Source organism: Protofrankia sp. BMG5.30, from assembly GCF_001983005.1.
Taxonomy (GTDB): Bacteria; Actinomycetota; Actinomycetes; order Frankiales; family Frankiaceae; genus Protofrankia; species Protofrankia coriariae.
On the sequence record NZ_MOME01000008.1, the window covers coordinates 177795 to 193625 of the forward strand.

A 15831-nucleotide genomic window follows, 5' to 3' on the forward strand; every position below is an offset into this window, starting at 1 on the left:
ACGATGGCAAGTTGGCCAGATGTTCTCGATGATCCTCGCAGCATTCAGGCGATCTACGACGACAGAACCCCTCCGCTGGAATCGGTCGTGCTACATGAGATCTCTCTACATCGCGACGGTCCACGAGTGGTTCTAAGATTCGATCTTCCGGAGTACCCCACGCATCCACCCAAAAAATGGCTCAACCAGGGGCTCAATGTCGTACAGATCCAATTGATGCTTATTGGTATCCGAGATCTGTCGTTGCGTGGATGGAGTCATGAGTCTTCCGTCAATCTTTCATTGGAGAGGCAAGGCGATGCGGTCAGAGTGGCCGCATCATCGGGGTCGACGACAATAAACATTTCGGCGGAAGCGGCATCAATCGTCTCTGTTTCCGCTTATCTGTCCCCTGGGCTCCGGTGATTGAGGGCTGGGGTCGATAGGGTCATCGTTGCCGATTACCGGGCCAGATGGATCAGGGTGGTGGTGGGGTGGCTGCGGCCGGGTGGGGTGGCGAAGAGCTGATCGGGCTCCAGGTTGAAGCCGTGTTCGTGGGCCGCCGTGTTCGGTTGTGGGCGATGTGCGGTCTACGGCTGGTTCGCTTTGGTGGACCTTGGCCATCTTGCTTGTGCGGTGCGTGATCGAGGGTAACTTCATCACCATGAACTACAATGGACTGTAGTTCGGGCGAGAGGAGTAGGCGTGGTGGGGGGTGGGTTCGTCGGGCGGTCCGCGGAGCTTGCTCGGCTTGAGGCGCTGCTCGGGCGGGTGGGGGAGGCGCGGCGGGACCTGCCGGGGGTGGCGGTGCTGCTGCGGGGCCGGCGCCGGGTCGGCAAGTCGCGGCTGGTGGAGGTGTTCTGTGAGCGGGCACGCGTCCCGTTCGTGTTCTTCCAGGCGAGTCAGGGCGCCGATCCCGCCGCCGAGCGGGCGGCGTTCGCCGCGGCAGTGCTCGAGTCCGACCTTCCCGGTCGGGATCTCTTCGAGTCCGGCACGGTTCTGCCGACCTGGGCGGCGTCGTTCCGTCAGCTGGCCGCGGCGTTGCCCGCCGACACGCCGAGCATCGTGGTCATCGACGAGATGCCGTGGCTGATCGAAACCGACCCGGCGCTGGAAGGGGCGCTGCAGACGGCCTGGGACACGCAGCTCTCGCGCAAGCCGGTCCTCCTGATCCTGATCGGTTCGGACCTGGCGATGATGGAGCGTCTCGACGACTACCGGCGGCCCTTCCACCAGCGGGGCACGGTGATGGTGCTGCCACCGCTGAATCCGGCCGAAGTCGGCGCCATGGTCGGCCTGCCGGCTGCCGGAGCCATCGACGCGTACCTGGTTACCGGCGGCCTGCCGCTGATATGCCAGGAATGGGGGTCAGGCCAGTCGGTCGAGAGCTTCCTCGCTGTCTCGCTCGCCGACCCGACGTCCGCACTGCTGGTCTCGGGAGAACGGTCACTCGCCGCCGAGTTCCCAGGGCATATCCAGGCCCGCAYGGTGCTGGCCGCTATCGGTAACGGCGAACGTACGTGGAGCGGCGTTCGCGCGGCGGYGTCCGCCGGAGCCGAGCCGATGGMGGCGAGTTCGCTGACGAACGCACTGCGCCTGCTCGAAGCCAAACGTGTGGTTGCTGTCGACACCCCGCTTTCGACCAGGCCGGCCGAGAAGGAGCGCCGTTATCGGGTGGCCGACCCATATCTCCGCTTCTATCTCGCCTATCTCGCAGCCGGCCTGCCGCTCGTGGAACGGGGGCGAGGGGATCTGCTGCTGCGGCGGGTTAAACGATCTTGGTATGCCTGGCGTGGCCGGGCGGTGGAACCGCTGATTCGGGAGACTCTGCTGCGTATGGCGCCGGAACTCGGTTGGCCCGAGGCGGAGGCCGTCGGTGGCTGGTGGAACCGGCAGAACAACCCCGAGATCGACGTGGTCGGCGCTGACCGGGAGGGGGCTGCGAACCGCATAATCTTTGCCGGCAGTATCAAATGGCAGTCGACGCAGCCATTCGACCAGCACGACTATGCCGCGCTGGTGCGTGATGTCACCGCGGTGCCGGGCTTTGACACGTCGACCGAACTTCTCGCCATCAGCCGGACGAGTGCTGCCGCCGGTGTTCCCGCCCGTTCCATCGGCCCAGAAGATCTTCTGGCAGCGTGGAGATCTCTCCCGCGGAACGGGCACCCCGCGTAGGTAGCCGCGTCCTCCGAGGACTGGAGCAGCCGTGGTCTCCGTCGAACCGGGGCCATTCATTCTCAGTGACGGACGGCTACCGGGCGAGGTGGATCAGGGTGGTGGTGCGGGCGGTGGCGAGGTGGCCGCGGCCGGGTGGGGTGGCGAAGAACTGGTCGGGTTCCAGTTTGAAGCCGTGTTCGCGCGCCACCACTGGTGAGGTGGGTGTGAGCAGCAGCCGGGCACCGCTGGTCATGACCTCGCTGGATCCCGTCCCAGCAGGTGGCGGCCTGGCGCGAGCCACACGATCAGGCCCGCGTCGTGACCGTCCCACACCCGTAGAGCACCGGCGACACCACGTTGGACGGCGCGCGGCCAGGGGCCCGGAGCGCCGATACCGATCGTCGCGCCGTGCACCAGGGGGCTTTCGGCAACGCTCCCGGCGCGGTCGAGCGGCTGGTCGCCGACGAAGCAGCGGCGGCCGTCGACCAGCGGCAGCGCGTCGAGCACGGAGCCGACCTCGGTCTCGGGAGCGGCCGATATCTCGACGTCGCGCCGGGTACCCGCGTCGGGGTCGTGCACACTCAGTCTGAGGATCATCTCCTGCTTCGCTCCCGTGCGCGTTCCACACCACCATCAGGCGACATCACTGCCGATGCCCCCATCACGCCTTTCGCGAAATCGGCCGGAATTGTTGGCAAATGTACTCGGCTGGCCTTTACGAACGCCAGCAGCCGGGAAGCCGGCCGCTGGCGCGGCCCAGTATGCCGGCCGACCGCCCGGCTTGGCCGTCGTGTCCAGCGTGGCACCTGAAAAGACGACACGATCGGCAAATCGGTGAACTGGGCCGGAGCGGCGCGGTGCGCCTCTGATGCGGGGCCCAACCGCCGAGTCCCGAGGCCGGTCGTATCCCGGTTGGCCGGGACGGCGACGTGGTGCAACCCCGCTGGCGCGTGTCAGCGTCGCGTTTCACGACCGGACAGGGTTCCCCTGTGGGCCACCGTCGGGTTTACGGTGGCGTAAACTTGATGATGTGACGACCATGATGCGGGTGAGTCCCGAGACCAGGGAGCGGGTGCTTCGGGTCGCAGCCGAGGACTTCGGCGGCGCCAGCGCCGACGAGACCGTGCGTCGGCTGCTGGACGAACACTGGCAGCGCAAGGCCGTCGCCGCGATGGACCGTTTCCGCGCGCAGGATCCGGGGGGCTGGGCCGAGTATCTGGCCGAGGGACGGGCGTGGAGCGCGGTGGACGCCCCGGTCGCCGACGCGGCGTGGGATGCCGACGAGGTGTGGGACGAGAGCGTGTGAGGGTGGGCGTCGCGCCCTGGGAGGTGTGGTGGCTCGACTTCGACCCCACCGAGGGGCGTGAGCAGGCCGGCCGGCGTCCGGCCCTGGTGGTGTCCTCGCGTTTTCACCTGGCGCTGACCGGTGGCGCGCTCGTCAGCGTCCTGCCGTTGACCACGCGGGAGCGGCCCGGCTGGATTCACCGGGTCCGGATCGACATCCCCGGCAAGCGTGCCGGCTGGGTGATAACCGAGCAGGTCCGGACGGTCTCGGCCGGCCGGCTGACCGGCCGCGGCCCGCTCCACCGGCTGGACGCCGAACAGATCGCCGAGGTGCGCACCGTCCTGGCCCAGATGATCGACCTCTGATGGGACGTACCGGGTCGCCGTAGGGCCGGCTCGGTGCCGGTAGCCGCCGGTGGGTGAGCGCTCGCAACCTCTGGACGTAAGTCGAGTCCCAGGGGCAGACCGTGCCCCTGTCGGTGATTATCGTCGGCATGGTTGGGGCGGCCGGCGAAGAGATGGCGCGGGGGCTGTCAGGCAACCGATAGTGACGTGGCTCAATTGGTCGTGGGAATGTGCTCTGCGAAGCATGGTGGCCCGCCGGCGGTATGGCGACCGACCAGCCCGTCACCGGTCGGCGACATCGACGCCGGGCATACAGCGACGGGGGAGCGATGAGCATTGTCTCCAGACCGGAGATCCCACCTTCTGAGCCGGATGTTGCCTCATTTCCGTCCCGTGACCTGGCGGCACTGCGTTTCCGTGAGCGGTTGAGAGGTTATTTCTCGACCAGGGTGACCGACGACTTCCGGGCCGGATTCGCCCGGGGTCGCTCCGCGCGGACGTCGGTCCGCATCGATCTCACGGTCGACTTCGACGACGCCGACGCGCTGCTGCGTGACCAGAGCACGCCGGGCCGCCCGTCGGGAAGCGTGCGGGTGCCGATCCTGTCGAGCACGGCGCTGACGATCGAGGACGGCGAGTGCGTCCTCCGCGAACCCGACCCCGATCGGGTCGAGACCTGGCACGCGCGGTACCGTCTGCTGCTCGTCGCCGACGACGGTGGACGCTACATCCTCGAGGGCTTCAAGGTACTGCACGATCATCCGGGGCTCGACGCGTGGTCCGACACGACCACCCTCAACCTGACGCTGCGCACGGACGACGGGCGGACACTCGGGGCGGGCCGCGCCAGGTCCGCGTGGCGCGGCCCGCTGCGGGCGCTTCGCCTGGCCCGGCGGGTCCGGGCGCCGTGGGCGATCGAGGTGCGCGGTGTCACCGACGCCGGCCGCCGCCGGGAGTACGAGCTGGCCGCCCTGAAGCTGCTCGCCAGGCACCTGCGGCGGATCTACGGCGGCCCGCTGGACGAGGCCCGGCGCTTCCCCGCCGCCACGGCCCACCGGCCGGCCGGCCCCAGGCGGCGGGCGCTGCGCCTGCCGGAGCCCGAGGTTCGCTGGTGCGGCGAGGGCGGTCGCTGGCACGAGGGCGCCGAGGTGGGCGCCGACGGCTGGCTGCGCCTGATCCGCTACCGGGGCGGGGAGAAGGGGCCGGTGCTGCTCGCCGCCGGGTTCGCCATGTCCACCGGAGCCTTCGTCACCGACGCGATCCGCACGAACCTGACCGAGTTCCTGGTCGAGCACGGCTACGACGTCTGGCTGTTCGACTACCGTGCGTCCATCGACCTGCCGTCATCGACCACCCAGTTCACCATCGACGCCATCGCCACCGAGGACTGGCCGACCGCGGTCGCGGAGGTTCGGCGGGTGACCGGGGCAGCCGACGTCCAGGCGTACGGGCACTGTGTGGGCTCCGGGTCGCTGCTGATGGCGCTGGCGGCGGGCCTGCTGCCCGACGTCCGCTCGGTGGTCTGCGCCCAGTTTCCGCTGCATCTGGTCACGTCACGACTGAACAGGCTCAAGATCGCCCTGCGTGTCAGTGAGCTGCTCACCGCCGCCGGTCTCAGGCTGGTTCGGCCGGCCCGCCGGTTCACCCTGCCGAACGCCGCCGTCGACCTGGCGTTACGCGCGCTGCCGATGGCCCCGTCGGAGCGGTGCGGCCAGGCGCTGTGCCGCTGGATCAACGCCATCTTCGGCTGCACCCACCGGCACGCCCAGCTCAACCAGGCCACCCACGAGGCGCTGCACGGCATGTTCGGCGTCGGCAACATCGCCTCGCTGCGGCACCTGGCGTCGATGATGCGGGCGGGCCGGGCCGTCGACGCCGCGGGCGGCGACGTCTACACCCGTGATCCGCGGTTCCTGCGGCTGCCCATCCACCTCCTGCAGGGGACGGAGAACTACATCTTCCTGCCGGAGGGGAGCGCGCGGACCCTGCGCTGGCTGCGTGACGCCAACGGCCCGGAGCTATACAGCCGCAGCATCCTGCCCGGTTACGCGCACCTGGACGCGGTCATCGGCCAGAACGCCGACCGGGACGTCTACCCGCTCATCCTCCAGCACCTGGAAGCATCCGCCGGGGTTCTGACGGCCTCCGCCGAGGTCGAGCTGTCACGGTGACCCGGCCCGTCGCGGCGGTGACCGGGTCAGGCTCCTGGCGGTATCTGCCGGTCCGCGCGGGTGCGTATCGCTTTCAGGTCGAGGTCGGCGGCGGTCCGCAGCGCGGCCGCGCGCAGGCCCTCGGCGCGTTCCCGGTCGCCGTCGCAGCCCCGGGCGGTCAGCACGAGCGCGTACTCCGTCTGGGTGAGCGCGACGAACGGCACGGAGCCCATCGTCTGGTGCCGCTCCAGAGCCGCCTCGAAGTGCGCGCAGGCGGCGTCCCAGCGGCCGAGCGTCCCGGCGAGCACCCCGAGGTGGTGGGTGACCGCGCCGAGGAAACCAGCCAGACCCAGGGTGGCGTTGTGCCGGGCGAAGGGGAGGACGAGGTCGTAGAGCCGGCCCGCCCACTCCTGGTCCCCGACCGCGGTCACCGCCTGGACGAACGCGACGATGGTGGCCCACCACGAGTAGTTCTCGTCCAGCCTGGCCGGCGCGTCCGGGGAGAGCCGGCCCAGCAGCTGACGGACCTGGCCGTCGGCGCCGGACTCCGCGCCCAGCCAGGCCCGCATCGCCGGCCAGATCTGGATGTGTGACTGGAGGGTGGCGATGTCGTCGATGAGCGAGCGGGCGTCGGCGAGGCGTCCCTGCAGCCACAGCATCGGGAGCGCCTGGCCGATGGGGATCAGGTCGGTCTGCGAGTGGCCGAGCTGGCGCAGGTGGGCCTGCAGCTCACCGGCCAGCCGTTGGGCGTGCCCGTAGCGTCCCTCGATGGTGGYGACGACCACGTTCCACATGGTCGCGATCCGCAGGAACTCGGGATGGCGCAGTTCGCGGGCGAGGTCGGTGAGGGTGGCGGCGGTGTCGGCGGCCAGCTCGAACTCCCCTCGCCGGAACCGCGCGGACATCTTGATCCGCAGTCCGTCCAGGAGCAGTTCGTGGTTGCCGAGCTCCTCGCCCAGCCGCAGGATCTCGGCGGCGTCGACAAGCTGCTCGTCGACGTCGCGGGGGCCGTCCAGCGCCCAGCAGCGGTGGCGCAGCACGGTGGCCAGGGTGGCGAGGTCCCGCACCCGCCGGGCCATGGCGATCGCCTCCCGGCAGAGGGCGACCCGTTCGGCGTACGGGCGCTCGTGGTGTATCCAGTGGGCGAGCCGACCCAGGGCCCTGGCCCGGGCCGGGCTGTCGGCGGTGCCCAGACGCTGCAGCGCCTCCTCCAGCAGCGCCCGGCCCCGCGGGTCGGGGCTGACCGCCGGGGGCAGCACACCGCCGTAGCCGAAGGCGGCGCGGGTGAACAGATCGGTGGAGTCACTGCTACGGGCGGCGGCGGCCGCCTCGAGGAAACGGGCGTCCCGGGCCGGGTACTCCTCGGCCCGTCCGTGGGCGTCGCCCAGGGCGAGCAGCAGTTCGGCGCGCAGCCCGCCGCCGTTGCGGTCCAGCACGTCCAGCGCGCGGCGGTAGTGCAGCACCGCGCCGTCGAAGGCGGCCTCCGCCAGGGCCCGGTCGCCGGCGAGCCGCGCGTAGTGGACGGCCCGGTCGGCGACGGCCGGGTCCGCGGACGCCCAGTAGTGGTGTGCGAGCTCGGCGTGGGCGCTGGCCTGGCGGTCCTGGAAGGCGTCCCMGATCCGGCGGTGCAGCCGGGCGGAGCGGGTGACACCCAGGTTGTCCCGCAGGAACCGGCGTACGACCGAGTGCGAGAAGACGTACCGGGCGGGCTGGTCGTGGTCCTCGTGCACCAGACCGGCCTGCTGCGCCTCGTCGAGGAGGTCGAGCAGGCGCATCTCGTCGATCCTGGTCGCGGTGCTGAGGATGTCCACGTCGAACTCGTGGCCGATCACGGAGGCGACGTCCAGCGCGGCGGCGCACTCCCGGGACAGCCGGCTCAGCCGCCAGCGCACCAGATCCCGCACGGTCTCGGGGATCTCGATCTGGGACGGGAGCGGCGGCCCCGACAGGTCCGCCAGGTGTGCCGGCAGCGGCCGGTCCGGCTGAAGGGGCTCCGTGGGGGTCAGCGGGGCCGGCAGCGGGTTCGGCGGTGCCGGTGGGGCTGGCAGGTCCGTCGACAGGTCCACCGGGTCCACCGGGTCCACCGGGTCCACTGACGGGGCCCGGCCGGATGCCGGGAGAGGAGTGGGGAACAGCGTCCCCATGTCCACCAGGTGGCGCATCATCTCCGTGAGGAAGAACGGGTTGCCCGCGGTGTCCGCCCGCAGTTCGCGGGCCAGCGCGAGGTCGGGCCCGGACAGCCCGTCGCCGGTGATCCGCCCGAGCAGTGCCACGGTCTCGTCGTCGTCGAGGCCGTCGACGGTGATCCGTCGGCAGTCGACGTCCCGGACCAGTCGGGGCAGGAAGTCGCTGAGCTCCCCGTGGTCGGTGCTGCGGTAGGTGGCCACCACGAGCAGCGGGGTGGCCCGCAGCGCCCGCGTGATGTGCTGTAACAACAGCAGGGAGGAGCGGTCCGCCCACTGCAGGTCGTCGAGGACGGTCAGCACGGGGCGGCGGGCGGCCATCGTGGCCAGCCAGCCGTCGATGGCCTCGAACAGGCGGAACCGTTCGGCCTCGGCGTTGCCCGGCAGCGGGGTGCCGCCGACGCCGATGCGTTTGGCGACCTCGGGGAACAGCCGGGAGATCTCGTCGGCGTGCTCGCTGAACTCGGCGCGCAGCACGGACCGCGGGCAGGTGCGGGAGTATTCGCTCAACGCCTCCCGGTAGGCCTGGTAGGGGGCGAGGACGTCCTCGTCCCAGCGGCCGTAGAGCACCAGTCCGCCGTCGTCGAGCGCGATCCGGGCGATCCGGGCGGCCAGCGTGGTCTTCCCGATGCCGGGCTCCCCGCTGACCAGGGCGAGTACCCGGTGCCCGGAGCGGGCCCGCTCCCAGCTCTCCCGCAGGGCCCGCAGCTCGGCCACCCGGCCGACGAAGGCGGCGTCCGCCATGCTGGCCAGCCAGCCGAGGTGGGAGCCGGCGGAATGCTCGCCGTCGCTGTCGGCGTCGTCGTCAGCGGCGGCGCCGGCGACCGTCTCGTCGCACATCCCGGCCGAGGCGGACGCGTCGGGGGCTCGCAGCGGCGGGAAGGCGTTCTGCAGGTCGGGCACGACCAGCTGCCAGATCCGCTGGGTCTGGTCGAAGTCCTTCAGCCAGTGCTCGCCGAGGTAGCGCATGTCGAGGCCGTCGGGCAGGGCGTCCTCGACGAGCGAGTGGGTGATCTCCGACAGCAGGATCTGCCCGCCGTGCCCGGCGGCGCACAGCCGGGCCGCCCGGTTTACCCCAAGCCCGACGAACCGGCCGGTCCACGCGGTCGGCTCGGTGGTGTGGAGGCCCATCCGGACGCGGACCCGGGCGCCGGCCGGCCACTGGTGCGCCGCCAGCGCGCGCTGGGCGGCGACCGCCGCCGCCACGGCGTCCTTGGAGGTGCGGAATGCGACGAAGAACGAGTCGCCCTGGGTGTCGATCTCCCGGCCGTTGTTGGCGGCGAAGGCCTGCCGTTGCAGGCGCTGGCAGGCGGCCAGGATGTCGCCGTAGCGCTCACCGTGCCGGCGTACCAGCCGGGTCGAGCCCTCGATGTCGGTGAACAGCAGCGTCACCGTGCCCGTGGCGGACGGTTCGCCCGACAGCGGGTCGGTCAGCATGTTCTGGTCGACGAGGGAGCCGGGGGTGACCAGGCGTATCCGCGGTCCGGGTTCCACGGCGGCCTCGTCCGTGCCGCACCGCTGGTCGGCAGCCCCGGAGGTGTCGGTGACGGCCACATCGCACCCCTCGGTTCCCCGGGCTCTCCGACGAGACGGAGAAACCATGATCATGATGTCTTTGGTCCACTGGATACTCACGGGTGAAACCCGGCGGGGAAGCCCGCACAGGGATATCAAAACACCTGCCAGGGTCGTGCACGCGACAACGGGTCGCCCATGTCCGGAAGCGTCGCGGAGGATTACCGGACGTCGCGGTTTGCTCACGGTCGACGGGCGATCGTGGCTCACTTTCTTCGGGTAATCGGACGGATGCTATCAGTCATCATCCTCCCGGCAGGTCGGCCGAACGCCTCGATGTGCGGCCGTGAAGCGGCCCGTGGGACCCGTGGGGACCGCGGGGACCACGGCCGGGCCGGTCCCGATTCCGGGGGATTCGGACGATCCCGGGCCGGGCCGGCCGGAGCGCTCATCCCGGGTGTGGCGGATGATGTGACCGAACGGACGGGAAAGGTGTGACGTGACGCGCCGAGTGCGTCCTTGACCCCCGGGTTGGTCCTCCCTACTGTCCGGTCCACGGTCGGAAGTTGACATAACATTAACTGTCTAGCTGACGGTGAAGGTTGAAGCTCACCGATCGTTACCCGTTCCATCCGCTCGGTGCAGCCTTCCCTGCCGCGCCGGCCGGCTGGGGCACGCCCCCCGTCCGCCCATCGATGCCGCTGGAGGACCGACACCGCATGGCAGCTCCACAGAACTACCTGGCGGTGATAAAGGTCGTCGGGATCGGCGGTGGCGGTGTGAACGCCGTCAACCGCATGATCGAGGTCGGTCTCAAGGGCGTCGAGTTCATCGCGATCAACACCGACGCCCAGGCTCTGCTCATGAGCGACGCCGACGTCAAGCTCGACGTCGGCCGTGAACTCACCCGCGGCCTCGGCGCCGGCGCGGATCCGGAGGTCGGCCGGCAGGCGGCCGAGGACCACCGGGAAGAGATCGAGGAAGTCCTCAAGGGCGCCGACATGGTGTTCGTCACAGCCGGGGAGGGCGGTGGCACGGGCACCGGCGGCGCGCCGGTGGTGGCCAACGTCGCCCGGTCCCTGGGCGCCCTGACGATCGGTGTCGTCACCCGTCCGTTCACCTTCGAGGGACGCCGCCGCGCCACCCAGGCCGAAGCCGGGATCGACGCGTTGCGCAACGAGGTCGACACCCTCATCGTCATCCCGAACGACCGGCTGCTGGCGATGACCGACCGTGACATCAGCGTGCTGGACGCGTTCCGCAGCGCCGACCAGGTGCTGCTCTCCGGTGTGCAGGGCATCACCGACCTCATCACCACCCCCGGCCTGATCAACCTCGACTTCGCCGACGTCAAGACCGTCATGTCACACGCGGGCAGCGCCCTGATGGGTATCGGGCGGGCCCGCGGCGACGACCGGGCCATCGTCGCGGCCGAGCAGGCCATCGCCTCGCCCCTGCTGGAAGCGAGCATGGACGGCGCCCAGGGCGTCCTGCTGAACATCTCCGGTGGTTCCGACCTCGGCCTGTTCGAGATCAACGCCGCCGCCGAGCTGGTCGCCGACGCAGCCCACCCCGAAGCGAACATCATTTTCGGCGCGGTGATCGACGACGCGCTCGGTGACGAGGTCCGGGTGACGGTCATCGCCGCGGGCTTCGACACCATCCCGCAGCGGCCCAAGGCGTTCCTGCCCGGCACCCGCCGCGGCCCCGCCAGCCCACCCGCCAGCACGGGGAACTCCACCGCCGCGCAGGGCGGCACGGCCTCGGGCACATCGGGATCCACGTCCACGGTCACCCCCGCGGCGGCCACGCCGCCCGCGGCGTCCGCCACGACCGCCCCGGCCTCGCCCTTCGCCGCCGCGGCCGCGCAGTCCAGGTCCGTCCCCGCGACGGCGGCGGCCCCGCACAGCGCGGTGTCCGCGGCCCGTTCCTCGCCCCAGCCGGCAGCCCAGCCCCGCGCGGCCGCTCCCGGCCAGACGGCTGGCGGCGCCGACAACCGGGACTACAACCATGACGGACCGGCCCCGTCCCGGCGGGAGGGGACCGACGCCGGAGCCGACCAGGGTCACCCGCCGTACAAGGAGCCCAGGGAGGCGCCCCGGCCGAGCTACGCGGCACCTCGCCGGCCGGTCCGGCCGGTCGCGGACGACGATGACGAACTCGACGTCCCCGACTTCCTCAAATAACTTCGGTGCCGGTACCCGTCCGGATCCAGGTGGCGGCCATGTTCGTCGAGCGGTACGTCGAGCAGTACGTCGAGCGGTATGTCTGGAAGATCGCTGAGAAGTTCGTTGGGAAGCGTGGCGGGAGACGCGTCGGGAACGACCCGCGGCCCGTCCTGGCCGTCCTGTCGCACGGCCGTGAGAAGGCCGGCCCGTGGCGGGCGGGACCGGCCGGCGGACGGGCGGCGCCACGGTACGGGTGGGCCCGGTGACGGCGGCACCGGCAGCGGGCGGGCCGGCGGTGAGCGGGCCGGCCGCCGCGCGGCGGCGCGAGGAGCTGTGGCGCAACCTCGCAGACGTCCGTGCGCGGATCGCCGCGGCGGCCACCGCGGCGGGGCGCCAGGCCGACGAGCTCACCCTCATCGCAGTGAGCAAGAACTGGCCGGCGTCGGACGTCGTCCTGCTCGCCGGGTCCGGCGTCACGCATTTCGCGGAGAACCGCGAACAGGAGGCCCGGGCGAAGGTGGCGGCTGTGACAAAGTACCTCGCCGCCCACGAGTCCTGTCGCGAACTTGACAGCGAGGTTTCGTCCGCGTGGCGGCCATCGGCACCGCAGACCGCCCCCGAGGGGGACGACGGCCAGCCGCCTCGGCCGGATCCGGCGGCCACGCCGGCAGCCGGCCCCGGATCGTCCTCCGGATCATGGCCCTGTTGGCATTTTGTCGGCCAGCTCCAGCGCAACAAGGCCCGCCCGGTGGCCCGGTGGGCCGGCTGGGTGCAGTCGGTCGACCGGGTGCCACTGGTGAACGCGCTGGCCGCCGGGGCTCTCGCGCACGACCGGGAGATCGTCGTGTGCCTCCAGGTGTCGCTGGACCCGCCCGGGTGCGACACCGGTCGCGGTGGTGCCCGCCCAGCCGACGTCCTCGCTCTCGGCGAGATCGTAGCCGCCAGTCGCGGCCTTGTCCTCGCCGGGGTGATGGGGGTCGCGCCGCGTGGTCTGCCGGCCCGGCCGGCCTTCGCGCGGCTGCGTGAGGTTTCGCGGATGCTTCGTCGAGAGCACCCGGAGGCGTCGGTGATCAGCGCCGGCATGTCGGCGGACTTCCCCGACGCGGTGGCCGAAGGCGCGACACACCTTCGCATCGGGACGGCTTTGTTCGGTCCACGGCGCGCTGTCCCTTAGAGTCGCGCTCATGGGTGTGGCGCGCAGGGCGATGGTCTACCTCGGTCTGGCCGAGGAGGATGAAAGCTACCTCGAGGAAGACGAGTACGACGACGCCGGTCGTGACGATCGTCGCGATGTCGGTGAGCCTGTGCCCGCCGAGCGGTCGGTCCGTCGGATAGATGCGCGTGAGGAGCCGCCTGCGATGCCGCGACGTCCCCCGGTGGAACAGCTCCGGCCAGCCGGTCCGGTGCCGATGCGCCGACCGTCGGCGATCGAGGAGCCATCAGCGTACCGGATCACCACTCTGCAACCGCGAAGCTACAATGAGGCGCGGCAGATAGGCGAGGAGTTCCGCGACGGGACTCCGGTTATCATGAATCTGACCGAGATGGATGATGTTGACGCCAAGCGGCTGGTCGACTTCGCCGCCGGCTTGGTGTTCGGCCTGCGCGGATCGATCGAGAAGGTCACCAACAAGGTGTTCCTGCTCTCGCCGCACAACGTCGAGGTCACCGAGACCGACAAGCGGCGCATCCGTGAGGGTGGCTTCTACAACCAGTCATGATCATATTTCAGCTGTCGCCGGACGCAGGTCCCCGCAGGTACAGGAGAGCTCGCCATCAGCACACTGGGTGACGTGATCTCCGCACTCCTGCTGGTCTACCTACTGTTGCTGTTCGCTCGCGTAGTGATAGATCTAGTGGTCTCCCTGAGCCGTACTTTTCGTCCCACTGGAGTCCTCGTACTAGTCTTTGAGTCCGTGTACACCGTCACCGATCCCCCGCTGAGATTCGTGCGGCGGTTCGTCCCACCCCTTCGGGTCGGTAACGTGGCATTTGACCTCGGATTCTTATTGATCTTAGTTGTGATCTGGGTCTTGCGGAGACTCGCAGATGGGCTGTGACGAAGTCGCGCACGTGGCGAATGCGCGCGGCAGACTGCCRCTGGACCGCCCTCTCCGGGGAACGGCGATGCCGCATCATGAGGAGGCGACGTGGYTCTGACACCGCAGGACGTACAGAACAAGGTCTTCAGTCCAACCCGGTTCCGCACCGGCTACAACGAGGACGAGGTTGACGCTTTCCTCGACGACGTCGAGAGCGAGCTCACCCGCCTGTTGGACGAGAACACCGACCTACGCCGGCAACTTGACGAAGCCCGCCGCACGGGCGGCGGTGGTTCCGGTGTACCCGCTCAGGTGCTGGAGGAAAACCAGCAGCTGCGCAGGCAGCTGGAGGAAACCCGGCGCCAGGTTGCGCAGGCGCAGGCACAGGCAGCCCAGGCGGTGCAGGCCGCGCAGGCGGCGGCCCGCGAACGTCCCGCCGCGCAGCCGGCGGCGGCGACCACGGTCATCCCGGCCGTGTCCCCGGCGGGCGCGGCCCCGGCCCGCACCGGCAACAGCCAGCTGGACGCCGAGATCGAACAGCGCGTGGCCCGTACCCTCGTGCTCGCCCAGCGCACCGCGGACGAGGCACTGCGAGAGGCCCGTAACGAGTCGGAGCGGGCCCGCCGCGAAGCCCGCGCCGATGCCGACCGCATCATCGGTGAGGCCCGCGCGCACGTCGCCGAACAGCTCGGTGGCCTGGAGGACGACAAGCGTCGCCTGGAAGGCCAGGTCGAACAGCTGCGGGCCTTCGAGCGCGAGTACCGGACCAGGCTGCGCGCCTACCTGGAGATGCAGTTGCGCGACCTGGACGGCATGCCGACACAGCCGGCCGTCGGGTCCKGTGGGCCGTCCCGTCCGCCGCTGAACCCCGGCACCGGTTCCCCGCCTCCGCCGCCTCCGCCGGTCGGGATCAGCGCCAACTCGCCGGCAGGGGCATCCGCCCAGTCCTCGCCCTTCCCGACCGCTTCGCCCCTGGGCGCGGGCGCGATGGCACGCGGGAACGACAACGGTGGGGTACGCGCACCCGACGTGGAGGCAGCCGCCCGTCGGGACCCTTCCGGGTTGCAGGACTTCTAGGAGCCCGCAGGCCCAGGCGGTGCCGCGGTGTGGCAGCGCGCGCCCGGTTGCAGGGTGTGTCCAGGGGGCCGCAGGCTCCTGGGCTTCCCCGGCCCTGGCGGTTTCCAGGGCCCGGAGTTCCCCAGATCCTGGGGTATCGACGTTGCCGGGGTCCTGCCAGCCTGACTCAGGCCATCGGGTGTGCAGGCCCGCCTGGTAGATCCTCACCTGTGCGGGGGGCCGGTACCCTGACGACACCACCTGCCGCGTCGTCGCCGACGGGATGCCCGGCCACGGTGTCATGGACCGCCCCCTGGCGGACCAGCGACTGGCGGACCGCTACCTTGTGGACCACTCCCCGGTGGGCCTGTCCCGCGGAGCCGGTGTTTCCGTGCCGCCACCAGCCGGGTTGTCACCAGGGGGGCCGGCCACCGAGGGGAAAATCGGCTTCTGGACACCGGTTGCCCGTTCCGCCCGCGCGGACGCCAGTTTTTCAGGCCGGGGGACGTCGCATTTCTCGTCGTCTCATCGGTAGCAGCCTGGCCAGGAGCTGTGACGGGCCGCCGGGAACCGACAGGATCGTCAGAAAATATTAGAAAATATCGGAAAAGGCGCTGGATGCATCCATCATCCCGGTGTACCGGTCATGTGAACCTCCGGGTCCACAATGTCCGGTCCGCGAAATTCGTTCCGGTGATGTCAGCCATGACCACCGTCCGGCCATGACCGTCCTCAGCGGTGTTCTTGTCCTGCTGTCGGCCGCGCTGCTGGGCGCGGGAGTCCTGGGCAGTACCGGTTTCGTCTATGCCTCGATCGTGATCGGCCTGCTGGCGGCGGCACTGCTGCCGCTGGGGGCGCGCAGGCCGTCCCGACGCCCACCGGCAGGCCGGGACACCCACTGAGTCTCCCGGCCTGAAACACTCCCGGCGAAGCCTGCCCACGGCTCCTG

General features: G+C 70.5%; 15 protein-coding genes. 12 read left to right on the forward strand and 3 right to left on the reverse strand.

Going from position 1 to position 15831, the window contains the following annotated elements; all coding sequences use genetic code 11:
• The first annotated feature begins 3 nt into the window (after positions 1-3).
• Both BL254_RS04365 and BL254_RS04370 read left to right on the forward strand, forming a co-directional pair.
• Positions 4-405 carry an Imm50 family immunity protein gene (locus tag BL254_RS04365; RefSeq protein ID WP_076842588.1) on the forward strand — a complete coding sequence of 134 codons (402 nt, stop codon included), beginning with the start codon at positions 4-6 and terminating at the stop codon, positions 403-405.
• A gap of 279 nt (positions 406-684) precedes the next feature.
• Entirely contained in the window at positions 685-2157 is a 1473-nt protein-coding gene (locus tag BL254_RS04370) for an ATP-binding protein (RefSeq protein ID WP_254857792.1), read from the forward strand.
• Positions 2158-2233: 76 nt separating this feature from the next.
• Here the strand turns inward: BL254_RS04370 and BL254_RS26810 are convergent, their stop codons facing one another.
• Together BL254_RS26810 and BL254_RS04375 are read right to left on the reverse strand one after the other, a co-directional pair.
• The gene (locus BL254_RS26810) at positions 2234-2392 is read right to left on the reverse strand and encodes a hypothetical protein (protein WP_157180398.1); all 159 of its coding nucleotides are present in this window, start codon (positions 2390-2392) and stop codon (positions 2234-2236) included.
• Positions 2389-2736: a hypothetical protein gene (locus BL254_RS04375; protein ID WP_047221955.1), complete on the reverse strand. Its 348-nt coding sequence runs from the start codon at positions 2734-2736 to the stop codon at positions 2389-2391. Before BL254_RS04375 ends, BL254_RS26810 begins: the two co-directional genes overlap by 4 nt.
• A gap of 442 nt (positions 2737-3178) precedes the next feature.
• Here BL254_RS04375 and BL254_RS25690 point away from each other — a divergent pair, with 442 nt between their 5' ends.
• The 3 genes from BL254_RS25690 to BL254_RS04390 all read left to right on the forward strand — a co-directional run bounded on the left by BL254_RS25690 (position 3179) and on the right by BL254_RS04390 (position 5939).
• Positions 3179-3445, forward strand: coding sequence for a hypothetical protein (locus BL254_RS25690; protein ID WP_047221954.1), 267 nt, complete (start codon positions 3179-3181; stop codon positions 3443-3445).
• On the forward strand, positions 3442-3789 hold the full coding sequence (locus BL254_RS04385) for a type II toxin-antitoxin system PemK/MazF family toxin (protein ID WP_200902337.1): 348 nt from the start codon (positions 3442-3444) through the stop codon (positions 3787-3789). Before BL254_RS25690 ends, BL254_RS04385 begins: the two co-directional genes overlap by 4 nt.
• 428 nt (positions 3790-4217) lie before the next feature.
• Positions 4218-5939: an alpha/beta hydrolase gene (locus BL254_RS04390; RefSeq protein WP_052914326.1), complete on the forward strand. Its 1722-nt coding sequence runs from the start codon at positions 4218-4220 to the stop codon at positions 5937-5939.
• A 26-nt stretch (positions 5940-5965) separates the two neighbouring features.
• Here the strand turns inward: BL254_RS04390 and BL254_RS29060 are convergent, their stop codons facing one another.
• Complete coding sequence (locus BL254_RS29060; RefSeq protein WP_076842589.1) at positions 5966-9655, reverse strand: AAA family ATPase; 3690 nt, start codon at positions 9653-9655, stop codon at positions 5966-5968.
• 680 nt (positions 9656-10335) lie between these two features.
• Between BL254_RS29060 and ftsZ the strand changes: the two genes are divergently transcribed.
• The 7 genes from ftsZ (at position 10336) to BL254_RS04430 (ending at position 15784) form a co-directional block, all read left to right on the forward strand.
• On the forward strand, positions 10336-11802 hold the full coding sequence (gene ftsZ / locus BL254_RS04400; RefSeq protein WP_047221996.1) for a cell division protein FtsZ: 1467 nt from the start codon (positions 10336-10338) through the stop codon (positions 11800-11802).
• 38 nt (positions 11803-11840) lie between these two features.
• Positions 11841-12050, forward strand: a complete 210-nt coding sequence (locus BL254_RS04405) for a hypothetical protein (protein ID WP_139342173.1) — start codon at positions 11841-11843, stop codon at positions 12048-12050.
• Positions 12047-12958, forward strand: a complete 912-nt coding sequence (locus tag BL254_RS04410) for a YggS family pyridoxal phosphate enzyme (RefSeq protein WP_235433324.1) — start codon at positions 12047-12049, stop codon at positions 12956-12958. The genes BL254_RS04405 and BL254_RS04410 overlap by 4 nt, the downstream gene beginning before the upstream one ends.
• A gap of 10 nt (positions 12959-12968) precedes the next feature.
• Positions 12969-13505, forward strand: a complete 537-nt coding sequence (locus tag BL254_RS04415; protein ID WP_047221949.1) for a cell division protein SepF — start codon at positions 12969-12971, stop codon at positions 13503-13505.
• Positions 13506-13577: 72 nt separating this feature from the next.
• On the forward strand, positions 13578-13844 hold the full coding sequence (locus BL254_RS04420) for a YggT family protein (protein ID WP_013874282.1): 267 nt from the start codon (positions 13578-13580) through the stop codon (positions 13842-13844).
• Between the two features lie 90 nt (positions 13845-13934).
• Positions 13935-14903 (forward strand): DivIVA domain-containing protein, encoded by a 969-nt coding sequence (locus tag BL254_RS04425; protein WP_076842590.1) that lies wholly within the window; start codon positions 13935-13937, stop codon positions 14901-14903.
• Positions 14904-15604: 701 nt separating this feature from the next.
• Positions 15605-15784 (forward strand): hypothetical protein, encoded by a 180-nt coding sequence (locus BL254_RS04430; RefSeq protein WP_047221947.1) that lies wholly within the window; start codon positions 15605-15607, stop codon positions 15782-15784.
• Positions 15785-15831: the final 47 nt, after the last annotated feature.